This window comes from Streptococcus criceti HS-6 (assembly GCF_000187975.2).
GTDB lineage: Bacteria > Bacillota > Bacilli > Lactobacillales > Streptococcaceae > Streptococcus > Streptococcus criceti.
Window position 1 is genome coordinate 952,053 of sequence record NZ_AEUV02000002.1, and the last position, 21,056, is coordinate 973,108.

19 protein-coding genes and 1 riboswitch are annotated in these 21,056 nt (G+C 42.0%); of the genes, 14 read left to right on the forward strand and 5 right to left on the reverse strand.

The genetic code is table 11. The annotated features are described in order from the left end of the window. The first annotated feature begins 19 nt into the window (after positions 1 to 19). The 3 genes from yycF to STRCR_RS04605 are packed head-to-tail and all read left to right on the forward strand — an operon-like array spanning position 20 to position 2,883. The gene (gene yycF, locus STRCR_RS04595) at positions 20 to 727 is read left to right on the forward strand and encodes a response regulator YycF (RefSeq protein ID WP_004225299.1); all 708 of its coding nucleotides are present in this window, start codon (positions 20 to 22) and stop codon (positions 725 to 727) included. Continuing rightward, the gene (vicK, locus tag STRCR_RS04600) at positions 720 to 2,084 is read left to right on the forward strand and encodes a cell wall metabolism sensor histidine kinase VicK (protein WP_004229049.1); all 1,365 of its coding nucleotides are present in this window, start codon (positions 720 to 722) and stop codon (positions 2,082 to 2,084) included. Before yycF ends, vicK begins: the two co-directional genes overlap by 8 nt. After that, the gene (locus tag STRCR_RS04605; protein WP_004227445.1) at positions 2,074 to 2,883 is read left to right on the forward strand and encodes an MBL fold metallo-hydrolase; all 810 of its coding nucleotides are present in this window, start codon (positions 2,074 to 2,076) and stop codon (positions 2,881 to 2,883) included. The genes vicK and STRCR_RS04605 overlap by 11 nt, the downstream gene beginning before the upstream one ends. A gap of 108 nt (positions 2,884 to 2,991) precedes the next feature. Here STRCR_RS04605 and STRCR_RS04610 read toward each other — a convergent pair whose 3' ends face one another. Both STRCR_RS04610 and trkA read right to left on the reverse strand, forming a co-directional pair. Further along, positions 2,992 to 4,431 (reverse strand): TrkH family potassium uptake protein, encoded by a 1,440-nt coding sequence (locus STRCR_RS04610; RefSeq protein WP_004226033.1) that lies wholly within the window; start codon positions 4,429 to 4,431, stop codon positions 2,992 to 2,994. A gap of 10 nt (positions 4,432 to 4,441) precedes the next feature. Continuing rightward, on the reverse strand, positions 4,442 to 5,791 hold the full coding sequence (trkA, locus tag STRCR_RS04615; protein WP_004225985.1) for a Trk system potassium transporter TrkA: 1,350 nt from the start codon (positions 5,789 to 5,791) through the stop codon (positions 4,442 to 4,444). Between the two features lie 511 nt (positions 5,792 to 6,302). On the opposite strand from trkA, the gene STRCR_RS04620 reads away from it, so the two are divergent. The 8 genes from STRCR_RS04620 to STRCR_RS04655 all read left to right on the forward strand — a co-directional run bounded on the left by STRCR_RS04620 (position 6,303) and on the right by STRCR_RS04655 (position 14,710). Further along, positions 6,303 to 6,851: a tRNA (cytidine(34)-2'-O)-methyltransferase gene (locus STRCR_RS04620; protein ID WP_004229926.1), complete on the forward strand. Its 549-nt coding sequence runs from the start codon at positions 6,303 to 6,305 to the stop codon at positions 6,849 to 6,851. 919 nt (positions 6,852 to 7,770) lie between these two features. Then, a riboswitch (FMN riboswitch) is annotated at positions 7,771 to 7,905 on the forward strand. Between the two features lie 113 nt (positions 7,906 to 8,018). After that, on the forward strand, positions 8,019 to 8,588 hold the full coding sequence (locus STRCR_RS04625) for an ECF transporter S component (protein WP_004225146.1): 570 nt from the start codon (positions 8,019 to 8,021) through the stop codon (positions 8,586 to 8,588). Positions 8,589 to 8,609: 21 nt separating this feature from the next. After that, complete coding sequence (locus tag STRCR_RS04630) at positions 8,610 to 9,251, forward strand: phosphatase PAP2 family protein (protein ID WP_004226586.1); 642 nt, start codon at positions 8,610 to 8,612, stop codon at positions 9,249 to 9,251. 126 nt (positions 9,252 to 9,377) lie between these two features. Further along, positions 9,378 to 10,625 (forward strand): serine/threonine transporter SstT, encoded by a 1,248-nt coding sequence (gene sstT / locus STRCR_RS04635; protein WP_004227231.1) that lies wholly within the window; start codon positions 9,378 to 9,380, stop codon positions 10,623 to 10,625. A gap of 176 nt (positions 10,626 to 10,801) precedes the next feature. Beyond that, complete coding sequence (locus STRCR_RS04640) at positions 10,802 to 11,644, forward strand: SAM hydrolase/SAM-dependent halogenase family protein (RefSeq protein WP_004228844.1); 843 nt, start codon at positions 10,802 to 10,804, stop codon at positions 11,642 to 11,644. 15 nt (positions 11,645 to 11,659) lie between these two features. Further along, positions 11,660 to 12,205, forward strand: coding sequence for an ECF-type riboflavin transporter substrate-binding protein (locus STRCR_RS04645; protein WP_004229605.1), 546 nt, complete (start codon positions 11,660 to 11,662; stop codon positions 12,203 to 12,205). A 2-nt stretch (positions 12,206 to 12,207) separates the two neighbouring features. Continuing rightward, entirely contained in the window at positions 12,208 to 13,890 is a 1,683-nt protein-coding gene (locus STRCR_RS04650) for an ABC transporter ATP-binding protein (RefSeq protein ID WP_040804447.1), read from the forward strand. After that, positions 13,880 to 14,710, forward strand: coding sequence for an energy-coupling factor transporter transmembrane component T family protein (locus STRCR_RS04655; RefSeq protein WP_004228924.1), 831 nt, complete (start codon positions 13,880 to 13,882; stop codon positions 14,708 to 14,710). Before STRCR_RS04650 ends, STRCR_RS04655 begins: the two co-directional genes overlap by 11 nt. A 603-nt stretch (positions 14,711 to 15,313) precedes the next feature. Here the strand turns inward: STRCR_RS04655 and STRCR_RS04660 are convergent. From STRCR_RS04660 to rsmG, 3 genes are all read right to left on the reverse strand, one after another. After that, on the reverse strand, positions 15,314 to 15,985 hold the full coding sequence (locus STRCR_RS04660) for a potassium channel family protein (RefSeq protein ID WP_003048854.1): 672 nt from the start codon (positions 15,983 to 15,985) through the stop codon (positions 15,314 to 15,316). Positions 15,986 to 16,068: 83 nt separating this feature from the next. Beyond that, the gene (locus STRCR_RS04665; protein WP_004225967.1) at positions 16,069 to 17,448 is read right to left on the reverse strand and encodes a TrkH family potassium uptake protein; all 1,380 of its coding nucleotides are present in this window, start codon (positions 17,446 to 17,448) and stop codon (positions 16,069 to 16,071) included. Positions 17,449 to 17,465: 17 nt separating this feature from the next. After that, positions 17,466 to 18,179 carry a 16S rRNA (guanine(527)-N(7))-methyltransferase RsmG gene (rsmG, locus tag STRCR_RS04670; protein WP_004227433.1) on the reverse strand — a complete coding sequence of 238 codons (714 nt, stop codon included), beginning with the start codon at positions 18,177 to 18,179 and terminating at the stop codon, positions 17,466 to 17,468. A gap of 289 nt (positions 18,180 to 18,468) precedes the next feature. Between rsmG and STRCR_RS04675 the strand changes: the two genes are divergently transcribed. The 3 genes from STRCR_RS04675 (at position 18,469) to STRCR_RS04685 (ending at position 20,990) form a co-directional block, all read left to right on the forward strand. Further along, positions 18,469 to 19,020 carry a LemA family protein gene (locus STRCR_RS04675; protein ID WP_004229648.1) on the forward strand — a complete coding sequence of 184 codons (552 nt, stop codon included), beginning with the start codon at positions 18,469 to 18,471 and terminating at the stop codon, positions 19,018 to 19,020. Positions 19,021 to 19,029: 9 nt separating this feature from the next. Continuing rightward, complete coding sequence (gene htpX / locus STRCR_RS04680; RefSeq protein WP_004226302.1) at positions 19,030 to 19,926, forward strand: zinc metalloprotease HtpX; 897 nt, start codon at positions 19,030 to 19,032, stop codon at positions 19,924 to 19,926. 527 nt (positions 19,927 to 20,453) lie between these two features. Next, a complete protein-coding gene (locus STRCR_RS04685) occupies positions 20,454 to 20,990 on the forward strand; it encodes a YceD family protein (RefSeq protein WP_004227368.1) in 537 nt (178 codons plus the stop codon). Positions 20,991 to 21,056: the final 66 nt, after the last annotated feature.

Below are 21,056 nucleotides of genomic sequence, written 5' to 3' on the forward strand. Positions count from 1 at the left end.
GAAAAAAGAGGTAAGAATGATGAAAAAGATTCTTGTTGTCGACGATGAAAAGCCGATTTCAGATATTATTAAATTTAATCTAATTAAAGAAGGTTATGAAGTTGTTACTGCTTTTGATGGTAAGGAAGCCCTTAAGCAGTTTGAAGATGAAAAACCAGACTTGATTATCTTGGATTGGATGCTGCCAGAATTGGAAGGGCTCGAAGTTGCTAAGGAGATTCGCAAGGGCAGCCATGTGCCAATTATCATGCTGTCTGCTAAGGACAGTGAATTTGATAAGGTTATCGGTCTGGAAATTGGTGCCGATGACTATGTCACTAAGCCATTTTCTAATCGTGAGCTTCTGGCTCGAATCAAGGCGCATCTGCGTCGAACCGAAACAATTGAAACAGCCGTTGCTGAGGAAAACAGTATTTCAGACAGTGAGCTTATTATTGGCGATTTGCAAATTGTTCCGGATGCCTTTGTTGCTAAAAAACGTGGCGAAGAATTAGAATTAACCCACCGTGAATTTGAACTGCTCCATCATTTGGCGACTCATATCGGCCAAGTCATGACTCGGGAACATTTATTGGAAACAGTCTGGGGTTATGATTATTTTGGTGATGTCAGAACTGTTGATGTTACTATCCGTCGTCTCCGTGAAAAAATTGAGGATACCCCAAGCCGGCCAGAATATATTTTAACCCGTCGTGGCGTTGGTTATTATATGAAGTCTTATGAATAATAATCCTGTTGTTGAAAATCTCAATACCTTTGAATTAGCCCTACTAATCCTTTTGGCCTTGGTTGCCCTTTACTTTATTTATCAGGCAGTTCGGGAATACCGAAATGCTAAGACTGTTCGGGCAATCAGCCAAAAGGTGACCAGTTTGATTGCTGGTGATTACACAGAAGATCTTCATTTAAAGGGAGATTCTGAACTGATTGAGTTGGGAACCAACTTGAATGACCTATCGGATGTCCTCCATCTGACTCATGAAAACCTTTCGCAAGAACGCAACCGCCTAGCTTCTGTCCTCTCCTATATGAGCGACGGAGTTTTGGCGACCAACCGTGTTGGAAAGATTACTATGATTAATGATACAGCTCGTAAACAGCTGAATCTGACACGAGAAGAAGCTCTTGAGATGAATATCATGGACCTGATTGATTCGGATGACTATGATTATCGTGATTTAATTACCCAAACCCCAGAGGTGACTCTCTATCGCCGTAATGAATACGATGAATTTATCACCTTGCGGGTCAATTTTGCCCTCAACCGAAGGGAGAGTGGCTTTATTTCTGGTTTGGTTGCTGTTTTGCATGATACAACTGAGCAGGAAAAGGAGGAGCGTGAGCGCCGCCTCTTTGTCTCGACCGTCAGCCATGAACTGCGGACTCCTTTGACTTCGGTTAAATCCTATTTGGAAGCCCTCAATGAAGGGGCTCTCAATGAGGATGTAGCCCCTAGCTTTATTCAGGTTTCGTTGGATGAAACTAACCGAATGATGCGGATGATTTCTGACCTCTTGCAGCTGTCGCGGATTGATAATGATACCAGCCATTTAGAAGTTGAAATGACCAACTTTACCGCTTTTATCACGGTTATTCTCAATCGTTTCGATCAAATTAAGAGTCAACAGGATTCCGATAAGGATTATGAAATTGTTCGCAACTATCCACTCAATCCAATCTGGGTCGAAATCGATACCGACAAGATGACCCAGGTCTTGGATAATATTCTCAACAATGCCATCAAGTACTCACCTGATGGTGGTGAGATTACAGTCTCAATGACTACCACCGATACCCAATTAATTATTTCAATCTCCGATCAGGGTCTGGGTATTCCTAAGAAGGACCTGCCTTTGATTTTCGATCGCTTCTATCGTGTAGATAAGGCGCGTAGTCGGGCTCAAGGTGGTACCGGTCTGGGCTTGGCTATTGCCAAGGAAATTATTAAGCAACATCATGGCTTTATTTGGGCTAAGAGTGAATATGGTCAGGGCTCGACCTTTACCATTGTTCTCCCTTATGATAAGGAGCCTGACGACTTTGATGATGAATGGGAGGAAGATGAGTCAGTCGATGACCAATAAAGGTTTTAAATATAGTATTTTAGCATCGGGTTCCTCAGGGAACTCCTTTTACTTGGAAACTCCCAAGAAGAAGCTCTTGATTGATGCAGGTCTTTCAGGAAAGAAGATTACCAGTCTTCTAGCTGAAATCGACCGCAAGCCTGAAGATTTGGATGCTATATTAGTTACCCATGAGCATAAAGACCATATCCACGGTGTTGGTGTTTTGGCTCGAAAGTACGGGATGCCTATCTATGCCAATAAAAAAACTTGGCAGACCATGGATGCTCACAATATGATTGGTAAGATTGACCCAGAGCAGAAACATATTTTTGAGCGGGGGAAGGTCGTGACCTTTGGCGATATTGATATTGAGAGTTTTGGTGTCAGTCACGATGCTGTTGATCCCCAATTCTACCGCTTTATGAAAGACGACAAGAGTTTTGTTATGCTGACAGATACTGGGTATGTCAGTGATCGGATGGCAGGTCTGATTGAAAATGCGGATGGCTATCTGATTGAGTCCAATCACGATATGGAAATCCTACGATCAGGTGCCTATCCTTGGAGTCTTAAGCAGCGAATCCTATCGGACAAGGGTCACCTCTCTAATGAGGATGGCTCTGAAACTATGATTCGCACTATCGGCAACCGGACCAAGAAGATTTATCTAGGCCATCTCAGTAAGGAAAATAACATCAAGGAATTGGCCCACATGACCATGGAAAACAACCTGACTCAGGCTGATTTTGGTGTTGGTCATGACTTTAAAGTCTTAGATACCTCGCCGGATGAGGCTACCCCGCTGACGGATATATAAAAATTACATGCCCTAATAAACAAAAAAACGGAGCTGGTTGGTTCTACCTAGCTCCATTTTTTAAGCAAGAGAGCCATTCTTACTGAACGGCTCCTTTTTGATTTATTCTTAATATTTAGACCATGTCTTTGGGATAAAGAGGAGGAGAACCGGATAGATTTCCAGACGTCCGGCAATCATCGCTAGAGACATAAGGAATTTGGCCCAGGGGCTGAAAATGGCGAAGGTATCCGCAGTTCCCAGCATTGGGCCAATATTGTTGAAGGTGGAAGCAACAGCACTGACCACAATAATAAAATCATTATTGTCCAAACTAATTAATAAAATCAGTCCTATGAAAATCATAGCATAGACAGTCAGGTACTTGAGAACACTGTGCTGAGTAGCCTTATCCAGCGGGCTATGGTTGACATGGAGAGACATGACACGATTGGGGTAAAGGGTTTTTAGAATTTGGTTTTTGGTAATCTTGCTGACAATCAATGAACGCATAACCTTGAAACCACCGGCTGTAGAACCAGCGGATCCCCCGATAATCATCAGCACTAAAAGGATAACCTGAGAAAAAAGGGGCCACTTGGTTAGGTCGGTAATGCCAAAGCCGGTCGTGGTGATAACATTGGAAACTTCAAAGAAGGAGTAGCGCAAACTTTGAGCCCAAGAGCCATACAGGTGGAAAATATTGAGGAAGATCAGTCCTGTAGCTATGGCTACAATGCTTAGGTAGGTTCGCAGTTCTTCATCACCAAAGAAAATCTTGAACTTCCGAATCAAGAGGAAGTAGTAGAGATTAAAATTCACTCCGAAAATCAAGGTTCCAATGGAAACGATAACTGTAATCAGGCTGCTGTGGTAGTGAGCAATGCTATCGTTATAGACAGCGAAGCCTCCAGTGCCGGCACCGCCCATAGCAGTAATGACACTATCGTAAAAGGGCATACCGCAAGACCAAAGAATGACTGCAAAAATAGCAAACATTCCCAAGTAGATAATGTAGAGAATTTGAGCAGTGTTCTTAAGTTTGGAGACTACTTTACCAAAGACGGGGCCAGGAACTTCTGCTCGCATGACTTCCAAGTGAGCATTTTTAGAATTTTCCATAATTGCCAAAGCAAAGACCAATACTCCCATCCCCCCGATTAAATGGGTGAAACTCCGCCAAAAGAGCAGGGCATGGGAGAGGACGCTGACATCGGGCAAGATAGTAGCGCCAGTCGTTGTAAAACCTGAACTGACTTCAAAGAAGGCATCCACTAGGCTGGGAATTTGACCGGAAAAGACAAAGGGCAGCGCTCCGAAGAAGGACCAGAGAATCCAACAGAGGGCGACAATCAACATCCCTTCCTTCGTATAAATACGATAGTTTTTGGGTTTAAAGGCAGAGCCTGTCAAGCCCAGCAGACCAAGAATTCCCATCGTAGTCAGTAGGCTGGCAAATGCCTGCCAATCCTCATGGTAGATGAGAGCGACAAACAAGGGAACAGTTAGCAGACCGGCTTCAATCAGTAATAATTTCGCTAGGAGGTAGCGGACCATAGAACGATTCATTCAGGCCACCTCATTTCAAAAGATCGTAAATATCAGTGATATTAGTCAGCAGGGTTACCACGACGATTTTATCACCGACCTCATAAGTATCCTGTCCGGTTGGAAACAGCGGTTTGCCCTTACGGATGATAGCAGCCACCAAGACTCCTTTTTTGAGTTGCACATCAGCCAGATGCTTACCGGCGATTTTATTCTTTTCACGGATTTCGAACTGGAGAGTTTCGATCTTACCATTAGCAATATGGTGGACAGCATCCAAACTTGACGATTCTTGAGCATTGACCCGGCCGCGGATGAAATGCATCATACTGTCGACCGCAATGGATTTTGGTGTAACAATGCTGGAAAATCCATCGGTGTCGATAATTTCCAAAAGGCTGGTTCGATTAACCTTGGTAATGTTTTTTTCAATTCCTAAGGTATCAAGAAACATGGAAGAGATGATATTTTCTTCATCGACCCCTGTCAGTGTAGCCACGGCATCGTAGTTTTCAACACCTTCTTCAACCAGAATATTTTTAGCGGTTCCGTCTCCCAAAACAATAGGGATTTCTGGAAATTCTTGGCTAAAGTATTGGCTGCGCTTTTCGGTAATTTCAATGACCTTGAGCTTAATTTTGGTGTTGCGCAAGAGATTGAGCAGATAGTAGGTAATCCGTCCTGCTCCAATAATCATCATATTCTTGATGACCTTGCTTTTGACAAAATTGTGGAAGAGAATCATTTCGATGCGGTCGCCGGTCACGTAGATTTTGTCACCAGTGAGCAGCTGATCATCTCCGTCAGGAATAATGACTTGGCCATCACGCTTGATGGCACAGACCAAGATATTACCAAATTTCCGGCGAAATTGATCGAGTGAAAGGTCGCAAAGCCTGCTCTTTTCAGTGATTTTGAATTCCATCAACATAATGCGGCCGTTGACAAAGTGTTCAACCGATAGAGCTCCTGGAAAATCAACACTGTTGGCAATGTAACGGGCTGCTAGAAGCTCAGGGTTGACCACCATGGAGAAGCCCAAGAAATTATTATCCTTAAAATAGGCATTGGAATATTCCGGATTACGGACCCGAACGATGGTTTCCTTGGCCCCCATTTTTTTAGCTAAGACGGCCGAAATCATATTGACTTCGTCTTGGTCGGAAATAGCAACAAAAATATCACAGTGCTGTACATCAGCTTGCTCCAGAATTTTATAATTGGCACCATTGCCAACGATTCCCATAATATCTAAGCGTCTGCTAACGCGACCCAAGACTTCTTCCTTTTCTTCAATTAAGGTCACATCATGCTTTTCTTCAACTAGAGAACGACATAAGGCGGTACCGACTTTACCACCGCCGACAACAATAATTTTCATTGCTTTTCCTTATATGTTAGTCTATGAACCGAATTTTTTATAAGCTCTAATGATTGTTTAGCATAGGTTTACATTCATTGCATTTGTGCGATGATTAGCTGAGTTAAAAAACAGTTCTTTAGCTTTTTAAAAATAGCCAAAAAGGCCTAAGCTAATATATTATCTTACTCTTTTTTTGGAGAAAAATCATCCCCTTTTTTAAAATAATAAGTCTTGAAACAAGATTGAAATGAACTAGTTTTTGGACTGTAAAGAAGAATTTTATAAAATGAGCGTAAAAGTCATTCTTTTTGTAACATTTAAAAATTTTTTATTTAGTAAGTGTTGACTTCTAGCCATAGAGTGCTATACTAAACTGTAGAGAATCGTTGATTTAAATCAGACCTGTTATGATTTAAGTTAATGAGCCACCACCAACCATGCTGTTTGCTGAGCTTGACTCCGGGCAGCGTGGTTATTTTTTTGCAAGTAGTGAGAAGCAAATAGTAATAAAAAATCTTGTGAGGTAGTTATGGTCGTACAACCCTTCATTCAGGAAAACTATCATGAGACCAAAGGTCGCAATCATGTGGTTCTCTTTCAGCCCCAAATTCCAGCTAATACGGGTAACATTGCCCGTACTTGTGCAGCTACTAACAGCCCCTTGCATATTATTAAGCCTATGGGTTTTCCTATCGATGATCGTAAGATGAAGCGGGCGGGTCTGGATTATTGGGATAAGTTAGATATCAGTTTCTACGATAGTCTAGCGGAGTTTCTAGTTCAATGTCAGGGGGCCATCCACCTAGTGTCCAAGTTTGCTGAAAGTATTTACTCTGATATTGATTATGCGGATGATCAGGATCATTATTTCATATTTGGGAGAGAGGACAAAGGACTGCCAGAAGACTTTATGCGAGAGCATAGTGAACAGGCTATTCGGATTCCTATGAATGATCAGCATGTTCGTAGTCTCAATCTTTCCAACACTGTCTGCATGATTGTCTATGAAGCCTTGCGGCAGCAGAACTTCAATCATCTGGATTTAGTCCACACCTATGAAAATGATAAATTAAAATAAGATAAATCCTAACAAGTGTTCATATGAGAATTTGAACAAGGCTACCTTCCCTAGAGTCGATCCATTTCTAAATTGGTTAGTAAAAATTTCGGGCCCAGCGGTCCGAGATTTTTTGTTTTAGTTTGTGATAATACGGATGATTAGGAATTCTTTGCCCATAAAGGTAATAGTTAGTTTGATAATGCAAGTAAGGCAAAAAACAATTCTAGTGAAGTGGCCCAAGGCTGGCCAAAAATTTGTCCAGTATTCCTGCTTTAGGATAAGCAGTGGTTGGGAACAAGACTTGTTGGCTTAGGCTAGGCCAAGAAGTCTTAGCCCTGCACAGTTCATGAGGTGCTTTAGTAGCAAAGAAGCTACAAGTTGGTTTTCCTGTTACCACAAGGCTGAAGCGGAAAATCTAAACGACTGTGATGACCATCGTTCATTTTATTTTCAACCCCAAAAGGTCCCTCAGAATTTTTGAGCTGTGCAGGGGTGGGTTAAAAAGGTCTGGGAGACCTTTTTAATCGGGGAATGGAGCTTGAAAGCAAGTGTCAAAAACGGCTTAGGAGAGACCATTTCAGGTCATCATCTTAAAATTAGGATGTGGTGAGGACCAAAATTTTCAATTTTTGAGTTGATCCCACTCCTAGTTTAACGAGTGGTTTCTAGATGGGTATCGGTTTCAGGCTCCATGAGGAATACGCTCATAAGAGATTGTCCCAGACGTTCTCTGAATTCTTGAATGCTACTTTTCATAAGTCATTTTTTCCCAAAACCATAACGCTACATTCACAAATAAAAGTATGGCTTGTTTCGCTTTCGTGTCAGAGGTGTTTTACCTTATTTGGAAAAAGTTGTATAAGCGAGACAATACTTGACCAGATTAAGTTTTCAAGACTAATAATCTTGCTTTTATCGGTCTTTTTTGTTATGCTTAGATTGTCTTCAGGGCAGGGTGAAATTCCCGACCGGCGGTGACGGCTTCAAAAGAAGCGGAAGTCCGCGAACCCTACGGGGTTGATGTGGTGAAACTCCACAACCGACAGTATAGTCTGGAAGGGAGGAGACAAGTTTTTTGTGCTACAAAGGAATTTTAAGGTAGTTGGGCTCAGCTAAGGTACCTAGATCTTTTGTTCTAAAATGACTTAGCCTCCTTCAATTTGGAAAAAATTGGAGGAATTTTTTATGTCAACATCTATCAAATCGACACGTCGTTTAGCCTATATTGCCATTCTTTCGGCGGTGTCCTTCTTACTCATGTATTTTAGCTTTCCGCTGATTCCAGGGGCTAGCTTTTTGCTGGTTGATTTTTCAATTCTGCCAGTGCTTCTAGCGCTTGCTATCTTTGATCTCAAGAGTGCTTTTGCAGTTCTAACGTTGCGGACCTTGTTAAAATTGCTTTTGAATAACGGTGGCGTGGGTACCTTAATAGGATTACCAATGAACTATATCGCCCTCAGTCTTTTTATAGCAGCGCTGGGACTGATGTGGAAAAAAAAGCAGACATTTAAATCTTATTGCCTAGGGGCTGGTTTGGGGACGCTAGGCTTAACGGCTGCCATGATTATTCTAAATTATATTTATGCAGCTCCGCTCTATGCTAAGTTTGCTAACTTTGATATTAAGGCTATCTTGGGTATGGCGAACTACCTTTTTGCTATGGTCCTTCCTTTTAACCTCATTGAGGGGGCTATCTTTGCAGTCAGCTTTTATGTACTTTACCTAGCTATCAAACCTCTCATAGCGAAATTGTAGGTCCTATGTTATAATACCGTTATGCATAATCGACAAAAATATTTTATCCGAGCTAGCTTTGCAGCTTTAGTCTTTGTTATCTTAGGTTATATCGTTAAGTTTGACCCCCGTACCCTGCAAGGATTTGACCAGTCTATTCAATCTGCTGTTCGGGGGGATTTACCGGCTCCTTTGACAGCTTTCTTTAGAACTATCACACATTCGTCAACCTTACTGGTCATTTTTGTAGTGATTGTTGGTTTTATGATTGGTAGGAAATGGTATATAGAAGCTGGTTTTTTGACTCTGCTGGGGGTAATTGATCTTGTCTTGGTAGTAATTTTAAAAAATCTTTACCAGCGCCCTCGTCCATCAATTCGGCATCTAGTAGTAGAAACAGGATATTCTTTTCCCAGTGCGCATTCGCTAGTATTGATGTTGATGGTTGGTGGTATGATTATCATTGCCCGTCAGCGGATTAAACAAAAAGTTATTCGTTACCTTGTAGAATTTTTGTTGGGATTAGTTATCTTTCTTATCGGTCTGTCGAGGATTTATCTGGGTGTACATTATCCAACGGATGTTCTTGCTAGTCTTATCCTAGGCTACGGTGTCTTAAATTTAGTCTATCCATTCTACGACGAGCTTCGCTTCGAATGGCGCTTCAAAAATAAACAAAAGTGAGGGAAGATCTTCGGATCTTCTCTTTTGTATCCTTAATTTTGCCAGCCGTATTGACGACTTCGGTCTTTTGTATTAAGATGGTTTCATACATCATATTACATTTCAGCTTTATAAAGAGGTAGAATATTGAAACGAATTTTATCAACGTGGAATCGCACCAGCTTATTGAAACGAATTGCCATTGGTGTTGTCTGTGGTGCTGTTCTTGGTTTGGTCCTTCCCAAGCTTACCATCATTGGTCTCCTAGGAAAATTGTTTGTTGGTGCTTTGAAGGCTATTGCCCCTCTTTTGGTCTTTGCCCTAGTAGCTAACGCTCTATCACAAACGCGTGAAGGACAAAAATCCAATATGACCACTGTTATCGGTCTCTATATGTTTGGTACCTTTGCAGCTGCTCTGACTGCTGTTATCTCTCATTATCTTTTTCCCATTAAATTGACTCTATCTGGTGCAGCGACCAAGGCAGCTTCAAGCCTTTCTCAATCACCTAAAGGGGTGGGAGCTGTCTTTCAGGCTTTGCTTTTGAAGATGGTCGATAATCCTATCCATGCTCTAGTTGAAGCTAACTATATCGGAGTTTTGGTTTGGGCAGTTGTCTTTGGTTTTGCCATGCGGACAGCCAGTCAGCATACCAAGGAATTGCTTAATACGATTGCTGAGGTAACTTCACAGATTGTTCGCTGGATTATTAATCTAGCTCCTTTTGGAATTCTTGGTTTGGTTTTTACAACCATTTCAGAGAATGGGATTAGTGTTCTTTCCAGGTATGGTATTTTAATCCTTGTCCTAGTGGGTACGATGGCCTTTGTTGCTTTAGTAGTCAATCCAATCATTGCTGTTATCATGATGCGTCGCAATCCTTATCCCTTGGTTTTACGTTGCTTGAGAGAATCTGGTGTGACAGCCTTCTTTACTCGCTCATCGGCTGCCAATATTCCGGTCAACATGAAGCTTTGTGAGGACCTTGGCTTGGATCCAGATACTTATTCGGTGTCCATTCCTTTAGGGTCCACGATCAATATGGCTGGGGCCGCTGTCACCATCAATGTTTTGACTTTGGCAGCGACTTCAACTCTGGGGATTCATGTAGATTTTGCGACAGCTCTGATTCTGAGTGTAGTGGCTGCTATTTCAGCATGTGGGGCATCTGGGGTAGCCGGAGGTTCATTGCTTTTAATTCCAGTTGCCTGCAGCTTGTTTGGAATTGATAATGATACAGCCATGCAGGTGGTTGGGGCTGGATTTATCGTTGGTGTTATTCAAGATTCCTGTGAGACTGCTCTCAATTCATCAACCGATGTTCTCTTTACTGCAGTTGCTGAACTGTCAGCCTGGGGGAGAGAAAAATCGACTAATAAATCAGTTAAACTTTAGCTATAACAAAAGGGCTCTGACTATCCATGGTCGGAGCTCTTTGCTTAGATGAGGTTGTTTTGAAATTAGCTAACCTGCTGAGAGATTATTATAACTGGTTATAGAAAAAATCTAAGCTGAAGAGCTGGTCAAATATGCTATAATGAAGGGCAACAAGAATGAAAAGAAGGACATCTATGGCAAATAATTTATTGGTCTTACAATCAGATTTTGGTCTCGTTGACGGAGCTGTTTCGGCTATGGTTGGGGTTGCTTTGCAAGAAGCTGGTGATTTGAAAATTCACCACCTGACTCATGATATTACCCCCTATAATATTTTTGAGGGTTCCTACCGTCTCTTTCAGACAGTAGAATACTGGCCTGAAGGGACGACCTTTGTTTCTGTGGTCGACCCAGGTGTTGGGTCTGACCGCAAAAGTGTCGTTGCTCTGACAGAAAAAAATCAGTATATTGTTACACCTGATAATGGGACTTTGTCTTATATAAAAAAACATATTGGCATCAAGGCTGTTCGTGAAATTTCTGAACTGAAAAATCGTCGTGAAAATACGGAACTTTCCTACACCTTCCACGGTCGGGATGTCTATGCCTATACGGGCGCTAAATTAGCTTCGGGCCACCTTGCTTTTAAGGATGTTGGGCCAGAATTTTCGGTTGAGGGAATTGTTGAACTGCCGGTTGTTAAGACTGTGCTTGAGAAGAATCTGATTCGTGGAGCAGTTGATATCTTAGATGTCAGGTTTGGATCGCTTTGGACTTCCATCAGAAATGACGAGTTCAACACTCTGAATCCTCAATTTGGTGACCGCTTTGAGGTAACTATTTTTAATAATGATATGTTGGTATACCAAAATCAGGTCACCTATGGGAAATCATTTGCAGATGTGCGGATAGGACAACCGATTATTTATATTAATTCACTGTATCGTGTTGGGCTGGCCATTAATCAGGGGTCTTTTGCCAAGGCCTACAATGTTGGTGTTGGTCCCCAGTGGCGTATTGAAATCAAAAAGATTTAACTGGAGGAGATCTTTATGACAAATAATTCTATTAAAACTGTTGTAGCAACAGGAATTGGTGCCGCTCTTTTCGTAATCATTGGTATGTTTATCAATATTCCGATTTTTGGGAATACTAGTATCCAGTTGCAATATGCGGTGCAAGCCCTCTTTTCGGTTATTTTTGGACCTGTAGCGGGCTTTTTCATCGGTTTTATTGGCCATGCCTTAAAGGATGGGATTCAATATGGTAATATCTCCTGGGCCTGGGTTTTGGCCAGCGGTCTGATTGGTTTAGGTATTGGTCTTTTCCGCCGCTTCTATGATGTCAGTAAAGGGAAATTTGCTCTTAAAGAATTGATTGGGTTCAATTTGGTTCAGATCATTACCGTTTATATCGCTTACGGGCTCATTTGCCCACTTGGCGACCGCTTGATGTATAAACAGGCTTGGTCCTATCTCTTTGCTCAGGGATTTATTGCTGGGACAGCTAATGTTCTGACTATTGCAATCGGAGGCACTATACTGTTAACAGTTTATGCTAAGACCCGAGTTCAGTCGGGAAGCCTTTCAAAAGATTGATTATGAAGCCATTTATTGAATTTAAGGATTTTTCTTTTAAATATGATGCCCAAAAGGAGCCAACATTAAAGTCACTTAACCTGACTATTGAAAAGGGGCAAAAGGTCCTGATTATCGGTCCGTCTGGCTGTGGAAAATCAACTCTGGCTCAGACCATCAATGGCATTATTCCTAATACTTATCAGGGTGAAAGTACTGGCAGTTTGATGATTAATGGTCAACCCGCTTTTCACACGTCCATTTATGAAAAATCCCACTTGGTCAGCACGGTCTTGCAGGACACTGATGGTCAATTTATCGGTCTGTCCGTGGCAGAAGATTTGGCCTTTGCTTTAGAGAATGACTGCTGTCAGCAGGCAGAAATGGTTCACACGGTCCATAGCTGGGCAGACAAGTTAGAACTTTTGGATTTACTGGATCATCGTCCACAAGATTTATCCGGTGGTCAGAAGCAGCGGGTCAGTTTGGCAGGGGTACTGATTGATGAGAGCCCGATTTTGCTTTTTGATGAGCCGTTAGCCAATTTGGATCCTAAATCTGGTCAGGATACCATTGCCCTTATTGACCAACTTCATCAAGAGACTGGTGCGACGACTTTAATTATTGAACACCGCTTAGAAGATGTCCTTTACCGACCGGTGGACAAGGTTGTTTTGCTGAATGATGGCCAGATACTTTTTGAAGGGTCCCCTGATCAACTTTTGGCTTCAGAAATTCTGGCTGAGAATGGCATTCGTGAGCCTCTTTATATCACGGTTTTACGCCAGTTGGGGCTGGATATGACCAATTTATCGTCTCTTTCAGATTTAGAGAATCTGAATCTTCCTCAGATTGACTTTGCTGGACAAAGGAGCAGTCAGTCTAGTCAGCCCAAGGAGCCTCTTTTAAACGTTAATCAGCTTAGTTTCGGTTATAGTCCTAATCACCCTATATTAAAAAGCATCCATCTGGACTTAGCAAGAGGAGAACGCATTGCTCTTGTTGGCAAGAATGGTGCTGGAAAGTCCACCTTAGCCAAGGCGTTGACCAAATTTGTTGAAGCTAGTGGTGAGTTTCTTTGGCAGGGACAAGATATTTCGGATGATTCGATCAAGGAGAGGGCCAGCCGAATTGGTTATGTTCTGCAAAATCCTAATCAGATGATTAGTCAGACCATGATTTTTGATGAAGTTGCTAAGGGCCTGCGTTTGAGAGGACTTGGGGAAAAAGCGGTAGAGGAGAAGGTTTTGGCCAGTTTAAGAACTTGTGGGCTTTATGAATTTCGTCAGTGGCCGATTTCAGCTTTATCTTACGGGCAGAAGAAGCGAGTTACTATTGCCTCTATTCTAGTTTTAGAACCGGAAATTATTCTGCTGGATGAGCCAACGGCTGGTCAGGATATGCAGCATTACACTGAAATCATGGATTTTCTGGATGAGCTCAATCAAGCTGGGCAGACGATTGTCATGATTACCCACGATATGCAATTGATGCTGGATTATTCAGATCGCTGTTTGGTGATAGCGGATGGAAAAATTTTGGCTGATAAATCCCCTATGGAAGTTCTCTCAGATCGGGATCTGTTACGGAAGGCTAACTTGAAAGAAACCAGCATCTTTCGGTTGGCGGATAAGCTAGGATTGGATCCTCTGGCTTTGAGTCAGTTTTACCGTCAAAAGAAGGAGGAGCTCACTAGTGGCAAATAAATTTATTGGTTACCGGCAGGGTCAGGGCTTTCTCTACCAACTATCAGGTAGCAGCAAGATGATTTTTTTCATCCTAGTCTCCATTGCCTGCATGGCGACTTATGACACCCGCTTTATTTTGGTGCTTGGTTTTTGTGCCGTATTACTCTTTCGCTGGGCTAAGATTAAGTGGGCAGATGTGTCTTTTGCTATGACGGTAGTTTTTTTGATTGCCTTGTTTAATCTACTTATGGTTTATCTCTTTGCTCCGTCCTATGGGGAGGAAATCTACGGGACTAAGACACTATTGTTTGCTGGCTGGGGACGATTCTATGTTACCAGTCAGGAGCTCTTTTACCTTTTTAATCTGATTCTTAAATATTTTTGTACCGTTCCCTTGGCGATTCTCTTCTTAATGACCACCCATCCTAGCCAGTTTGCTGCCAGCCTCAACCGGATTGGTCTGCCTTATAAATTGGCTTATTCGGTTAGCCTAACATTGCGCTATATCCCCGATGTTCAAGAGGAATTCGGCATGATTAAGCTGTCACAAGAGGCGCGTGGTTTAGAATTGTCTAAGAAGGCCAATTTAGTCAGTCGAATTAAAGGCAATTTGCAAATTGTTATTCCTTTAATCTTTGGTTCCTTAGAGCGGATTGATACCATAGCAACAGCAATGGAATTGCGCCGTTTTGGGAAGTATAAGAAGCGGACCTGGTATCAGGCTCAGCCGATGACTGGCAAAGATTGGTGGGTTCTAGCTTTAGCTTTTATCATTTTGCTTGTTAGTCTGGCTTTAATCTTTTGGAATCATGGACGGTTTTATAATCCTTGGGTTTAGCCAGTTTATACTCATTAACATCAAAGGTTAATCATGCTTTGTTGTTGAGACTGATGGCGGTTAAATAACGTTTTGAGGAGTGTTTCGTAGCCATGTTAGCCTATTTTTGTTGTTTGTGGGAGTGGGAAAGACCCCAAAAATTGAAAATTTTAGTTCCTCACTACGTCCTAGTTTTAAGGTGGTAACCTGAAACGGTCTCTCCCCAGACCTTTTGAAGGTGGGAATAAGATGAACGATGGTCATCACATTCGTTTAGGTTTTCCGCTTTGGCCTTGTGGCAACAGGAAAATCAGTCAGCAGTGATTTATTGGTGCTAAAGCACCTAATGAACTGTGCAGGGAGTAAGACTGTTATTACTGCAAAAAATAGAAGGCTGGAATACTTTTTTTCCAGCCTCAGGTCTGTTCTATCGTCCGTTGCTTGATATATCACTTTTTGATTGTCACAGAATATAGCTGAGCTGATGTTCAGAGATATTTTTTCCCCAATAGCATAGAAAATGCAGTACTATCAGGTTAGGCTTAGATGACTGGATAAGATTGTATAGACAAAGAGCCTTGATCATGGGTTGATATCCTATGGTCAAGGCTCTTTGTCTTTTGTTTATTTTAGATAGTTGAGATAGTCGTATTTTTCAAAGGTGTCAGAACTAGCAACAGCAACGATGGTTGCTTGTTCTGGGAAAATGGTGTCAGGGCTAATATCTGTTTGTAGTCTGGCGTTTTTTCTGAGTCGATAGCCGATGATATTGAGGTCGTACTTATCACGCAGATTGAGTTTGGCTAGTTCTTTATTCTGCCAACTATCGGGTAATTCAAATTCTACGATAGAGACCCCTTCTTCCAGATAAAAGATATTATGAATACGATGCCGCATCAGCGTTGAAGCGAGTGTGCGACCAGATTCTCGTTCAGGTGAGATAACACGATTGGCACCGATTTCGTAGAGTACTTCCTCGAAGGTTTCGTTCTTAGCCTTAGCAGCTATGTAGGGAACTCCTAGTTTTTTACAATGCATGATGGCTAAGACGGAACTTTCTAGGTTGTTTCCTGTTGCAATGATAACTTGATGGCACTGGTCAATTCCAGCATCCCTGAGGGTCTCAATGTTGGTAATATCGCCTATAATGGCTTTGCTGACTAAATCGGCAATATCTTGTACATGGTTGGGCTTATTATCAATGACAATCACTTCTTCACCAAACTTAGCTAATTTTTCAGCCAAGGTGGCTCCAAAAATTCCCAAACCTAAAACACCAATAATTTTTTCTGACATAAAAAATTCCTCTTAAAATAAAATTTAGACTAAGCGTTTCTATCTAGTTTTTATTAGATAGAAGCACCTAGTATTCTTACCTTTTAACCTAGAGTGAGGTCAACACGGGCATAATTGATTGTTTGTTTGGACTTTTGTCGCAAACTAAGAAGCACTGTGATTGGCCCAACTCGACCAAAGAACATCAGGGCCATGATGACCCAGCGACCCGCTGTTGATAAATGACTGGTAACATCCATAGAAACACCGACAGTTGCAAGGGCACTGCAGGCTTCAAAGAACAGCCTAAAAGGAGAGATATTTGGTTCAAATTCTAACAGACAAATATAGCCAATGATTAAAATGACAAAAAAGAAGATGAGGATCGTCAAGGTCTGTTTAACAATACGAGTTGGAATAGTACGGTTATAAACACTGACTCGAGTTTGTCCCAAAAATTCCGATCGAAAAATAAGGAAGGTGATAGCGGTTACGATGACCTTGAGCCCTCCGGCCGTACCGCCAGGGGCCCCGCCAATTAGCATCTGAATCATAAAAATGAAGTTAACAGCATTACCAGCCTTGGTGTAGTCAATTGTTGCAAAGCCAGCTGTCCGCATAGTGACCGTCTGGAAGAAGCTGACGAGGACTTGATGATAGAAACTTAGGCTTCCAATGGTGCCTGGATTATCTTGCTCTAAAATCCAAGCCAGCAAGGTACCAATGAGGAGGATGATTGCTGTGGTAGTGAGAACCAAGCGAGTCTGAATGGTTAAATTCCTCTTGAGGAGGCCAAGTTTATGAGGAGACGCCTTGAACCAAGATTTAGCAAGGTCAATCAGAGCCATCCAATTGCGAAAGCCTAATCCGCCCGAGATAATGGAAAAGGCTACGACTAAGTTGACAATCCAGTTAAGTTTGTAATGAATCAAGCTGGTCGAGCCAAGATTATCAAAACCGGCATTACAAAAAGCAGAAACAGCTAGGAAAAAACTGTTGAAGATACCGTTCTGCCAGCCAAACCTTGGAATAAAATCAATCATCAGGGTCAGGGCGGCGAGACATTCGATAGTGAAGGTGATTTTGTAAATCCGAAAAAGATAGTGCCTGAGGTCAGCGCTGGAATTACTGCCGATAGAAGATTGAAGGATTTCCTGTTGTCTGAGGGACATCCGTCTGTTAATACTATAATAGCTAAAGGCGATTAGACTGACTAGTCCTAAGCCTCCGATTTGCATCAAGCACATCACGAGAAATTGTCCCAAGCCATTATAAACATCTCCAATGGGAAAAACAGAAAGTCCAGTCACACAGACCATGGATACTGTGTTAAACAGATGATCCAAATAGTTTGTGGCAGGGGCATTATCATATTGTGTAACTGGCAGGGATAAAAGCAGGCTGCCAATCAGAATGACAGAAATGAAGCTAGCGCTAATTTGCTGGGCAACAGATAAATTTCTAATAACATTAAATTTTGTCATGGGTAAAAGGACTCCAATCAGAGGGGCTTCTTATTTGGAAGACCAGCCTTCCGAGGATACTTATTGGGGGTTTCCTTCTTTTTTTCGAGGACTGTAAGGGTGCGGCCGTCCCCGTTAGGCAGCTGATAAGTGTTGTTTGATTGAACCTTAGCAAACAGAAGATTAAGAGCTTGTTTGGCTTGGACTAGTTCTTGGTCAGCAGCAGCGGCTTTGAGGGCCAATAATTTGCCACCAATCTTAAGGAAAGGAATGGTTAACTCAGAGAGAACCTGCATTCTAGCAACAGCTCGTGCAGTGACAATATCAAAGCTGGCACGAAAATCTTTATTGTGTCCGAAATCTTCGGCTCGACCATGACAGAAATGCACTCCTGTTAGCTCCAAGCCTTTTGCAACTTCATTGAGGAAGTTAATTCGCTTATTAAGGGAATCAATAATGGTCACCTCAATCTCGGGACAGAGAATCTTGATGGGGAGGCTGGGGAAACCAGCTCCAGCTCCGATATCTAATAAGCGAAGAGGGCTGTTCTTGATTAGGCCCTGCAGGACAGGTGCGATAGAATCGTAGAAGTGCTTGAGATAGACGTCCTCCTTGTCGGTGATGGCTGTCAGATTGATTTTTTCATTCCAAGTCACCAGCAATTTAAAGTAGTCTTCAAACTGCTTTTTCTGCTGTTCCGATAGGGTAAAACCTTGGCTGGCCAGTAACTCATAAAATTCTTGTGGTGTCATTTTTCTCCCTCAAATTGAATAATAGCTCTATTTTACCACTGTAGGTCTCAAAGCTCAATAAAAGAAGACTAAGTCTACTCGTCCTGTTGCCCATTTTGTCGGGATTCTGATAGAGTGAAAGAATCCGTTTGTCCGACTACCTCCCCTCAGCAATTTTTGCTATAATAAAGGGTAGCTATGGAAGGATTTAAGAATCTTTTCTTATTTATCATCTGGATTATTTTTTTGACTTGCGCTTGGTTTAATCTGGTGTAAGAGTTTGGATGATGTTTTAAATGGAGGATCATTTATGTTATGGATTATAGTTGCCCTAGTGGCAGTCTTAGTGCTTTTGGTCATCATCAGTTACAATGGCTTGGTGCGTCTGCGGATGCAGACTCAAGAATCTTGGAGTCAAATTGATGTGCAGCTCAAACGTCGTAATGACTTAATTCCAAATTTGTTGGAAACAGTAAAAGGTTATGCAGCCTATGAAGAAAAAACCTTAACGAAAATTTCGGAATTGCGGGCACAGGTGACACAAGCAAAATCTCCTGCCGAAACGATGCAAGCTAGTGACGCTCTTACTAAGCAGGTTTCGGGAATTTTTGCGGTGGCAGAAAACTATCCTGATTTAAAGGCTAATACTAGTTTTGTCAAATTACAGGAAGAATTGACCAATACGGAAAATAAAATTTCCTACTCTCGTCAACTCTATAACAATACAACGGCTAACTACAACGCTAAGTTGCAAATTTTCCCTAGTAATCTGGTGGCTGCTATCTTTGGTTTCAAACCTGTTCAATTTTTGGAAACAGCTGAGAATGAAAAAGCTGTTCCCAAAGTTGATTTTAACCTATAGGAATTGCCTATGTTATATCAACAGATTGCTTCCAATAAACGCCGTACCTTTGTGCTGCTGATTCTTTTCTTTGCGCTTTTAAGCCTAATTGGGGCGGCCGTTGGCTATCTCTGGCTGGACAGCCTTGTTGGAGGAACTATCATAGCCCTCATCATCGGAACTATCTACGCCGCTTCCATGATTTTTCAATCGACCAATGTCGTTATGTCCATGAACAATGCTCGTGAAGTGACAGCCCAGGAATATCCTGATTACTACCATGTTGTTGAGGATATGGCTATGGTGGCTCAAGTCCCTATGCCTCGAGTCTTTGTTGTGGACGATCCTTCTCTCAATGCCTTTGCAACAGGCTCTTCTCCAGAAAATGCTGCTGTAGCTGCAACTTCTGGTATTCTTGCAGTCCTAAACCGTGAAGAATTAGAAGGGGTGATCGGGCATGAAATCAGTCATATCCGCAATTATGATATTCGAATTTCTACGATAGCAGTAGCTCTAGCTTCTGCTATCACTCTGATTTCTAGTATCGGCGGCCGCATGATGTGGTGGGGTGGCGGTCGTAGCCGACGTTCCAACAATCGTGATAACGGCGGCTTAGGTATCATCCTGCTGGTCTTTTCTTTGCTGGCTCTGATTTTAGCTCCTTTGGCTGCCAGTCTGGTTCAGTTGGCTATTTCTCGTCAGCGGGAATATTTGGCGGATGCCAGTTCGGTAGAGTTGACCAGAAATCCACAGGGGCTGATCAATGCTCTTAAAAAATTGGATCAATCTCAGCCTATGCAACAGCATGTCGATGATGCCAGTGCAGAGCTTTATATCAATGATCCTCAAAAAAAAGGTGGAATGAAGGCGCTCTTCTTTACTCACCCACCGATTGCGGATCGAATTGCGCGACTGGAGGCGGTTTAAAAGGTTCGCTCTCGAAGGAGGGATAACGGATAAGGCTTGCGTGAGCTAATTCTGAATAAAATTTAGAGACTGCGTCCTTTTATCTTTAATATAACAAATCAAGTCGCCCCTGTAGGGCGATTTTTGTTTGATTGTAAAGAGATTGAAAACTATTTCTGTTATATTAAGAGCAATCATTTTAGGGAGAAATTGAGATTGTCCTTGTGATTACTACCTAATCCCCTTGAAAATCAAAACGAAGGGGTGTTGACTTCAGCAGTCTACACTTTGTCGCGACACGAGCCAAAGCAATCAACCGTTGTTTTTCAGCTTTAAGGCGACAGGTTCGAACAGTTTACTGAGTTATTTGAGTAGGGTAGGTGAGTTACGATACCTATTTGCTTCAGTCTGTGATAGTAAAGTTACTAGGCTAGGTGGGTAAAGTTGTATCAGGCAGATGTTTAACAGATGACTGTCTTATTTTGTTTGATAAGTGAGAAGCGGCAGGTTCTAATTGTTAGTTTCGTTCGGTCATACTAAGGAGAAAGATGTTTAATATTGCAGAATTAAAGAAGAATCCAGAGGGACTTCATTTCGACCAAGAGTTAGATATTAAGTCGCTGCTTTTAAGTCGAAATCCAGAGATTATTGATGTTAAAGACGTTAGAGCCAAGGGATTGGTAGGTTTTGATGATGGGCTTTTCTTGCTCAATTATGATTTGACTTATCAGTTGACCCTGCCGTCCAGTCGTTCAATGGAACCGGTTGCCTTTGATAATAACTGCTTTGTTTCAGAGGTATTTATTGAGGCTAGCCGGATTGAAGCTAAGAAAGACTTGGTTGATGAAGACCTAGTTCTGATCTTGGAAACTGATACCATTGATTTAGAGGAAAGTGTTGTTGATAATATTTTACTCAACATTCCGCTCAGAGTTTTAACGCAGGAGGAAGCTGAGGATGATAGCCTGCCAGCGGGTAATGATTGGTCAGTTTTAACAGAATCGCAATATCAGGCATTACAGGAGGAAAATAAAGAAGCTAATAATCCCTTTGCTGCTTTGGATGGTCTTTTTGATCCAGATTAGTAGAGAATCGAATGTTTAGTTTATTTGGTGATTTAGCTAGTCTCAGATGAAAATGTGGATTAGCTA

Excerpts from the sequence above, each read along its gene's own strand:
- STRCR_RS04610 (WP_004226033.1), bottom strand. The coding sequence starts at position 4,431 with ATGAATCGTTCTATGGTCCGCTACCTCCTAGCGAAATTATTACTGATT.
- STRCR_RS04625 (WP_004225146.1), top strand. The coding sequence starts at position 8,019 with ATGTCAACATCTATCAAATCGACACGTCGTTTAGCCTATATTGCCATT.
- trkA (WP_004225985.1), bottom strand. The coding sequence starts at position 5,791 with ATGAAAATTATTGTTGTCGGCGGTGGTAAAGTCGGTACCGCCTTATGT.
- STRCR_RS04660 (WP_003048854.1), bottom strand. The coding sequence starts at position 15,985 with ATGTCAGAAAAAATTATTGGTGTTTTAGGTTTGGGAATTTTTGGAGCC.
- STRCR_RS04645 (WP_004229605.1), top strand. The coding sequence starts at position 11,660 with ATGACAAATAATTCTATTAAAACTGTTGTAGCAACAGGAATTGGTGCC.
- yycF (WP_004225299.1), top strand. The coding sequence starts at position 20 with ATGAAAAAGATTCTTGTTGTCGACGATGAAAAGCCGATTTCAGATATT.
- htpX (WP_004226302.1), top strand. The coding sequence starts at position 19,030 with ATGTTATATCAACAGATTGCTTCCAATAAACGCCGTACCTTTGTGCTG.
- STRCR_RS04640 (WP_004228844.1), top strand. The coding sequence starts at position 10,802 with ATGGCAAATAATTTATTGGTCTTACAATCAGATTTTGGTCTCGTTGAC.
- rsmG (WP_004227433.1), bottom strand. The coding sequence starts at position 18,179 with ATGACACCACAAGAATTTTATGAGTTACTGGCCAGCCAAGGTTTTACC.
- STRCR_RS04685 (WP_004227368.1), top strand. The coding sequence starts at position 20,454 with ATGTTTAATATTGCAGAATTAAAGAAGAATCCAGAGGGACTTCATTTC.
- STRCR_RS04630 (WP_004226586.1), top strand. The coding sequence starts at position 8,610 with ATGCATAATCGACAAAAATATTTTATCCGAGCTAGCTTTGCAGCTTTA.
- STRCR_RS04620 (WP_004229926.1), top strand. The coding sequence starts at position 6,303 with ATGGTCGTACAACCCTTCATTCAGGAAAACTATCATGAGACCAAAGGT.
- vicK (WP_004229049.1), top strand. The coding sequence starts at position 720 with ATGAATAATAATCCTGTTGTTGAAAATCTCAATACCTTTGAATTAGCC.
- STRCR_RS04605 (WP_004227445.1), top strand. The coding sequence starts at position 2,074 with ATGACCAATAAAGGTTTTAAATATAGTATTTTAGCATCGGGTTCCTCA.
- STRCR_RS04675 (WP_004229648.1), top strand. The coding sequence starts at position 18,469 with ATGTTATGGATTATAGTTGCCCTAGTGGCAGTCTTAGTGCTTTTGGTC.
- STRCR_RS04650 (WP_040804447.1), top strand. The coding sequence starts at position 12,208 with ATGAAGCCATTTATTGAATTTAAGGATTTTTCTTTTAAATATGATGCC.
- STRCR_RS04665 (WP_004225967.1), bottom strand. The coding sequence starts at position 17,448 with ATGACAAAATTTAATGTTATTAGAAATTTATCTGTTGCCCAGCAAATT.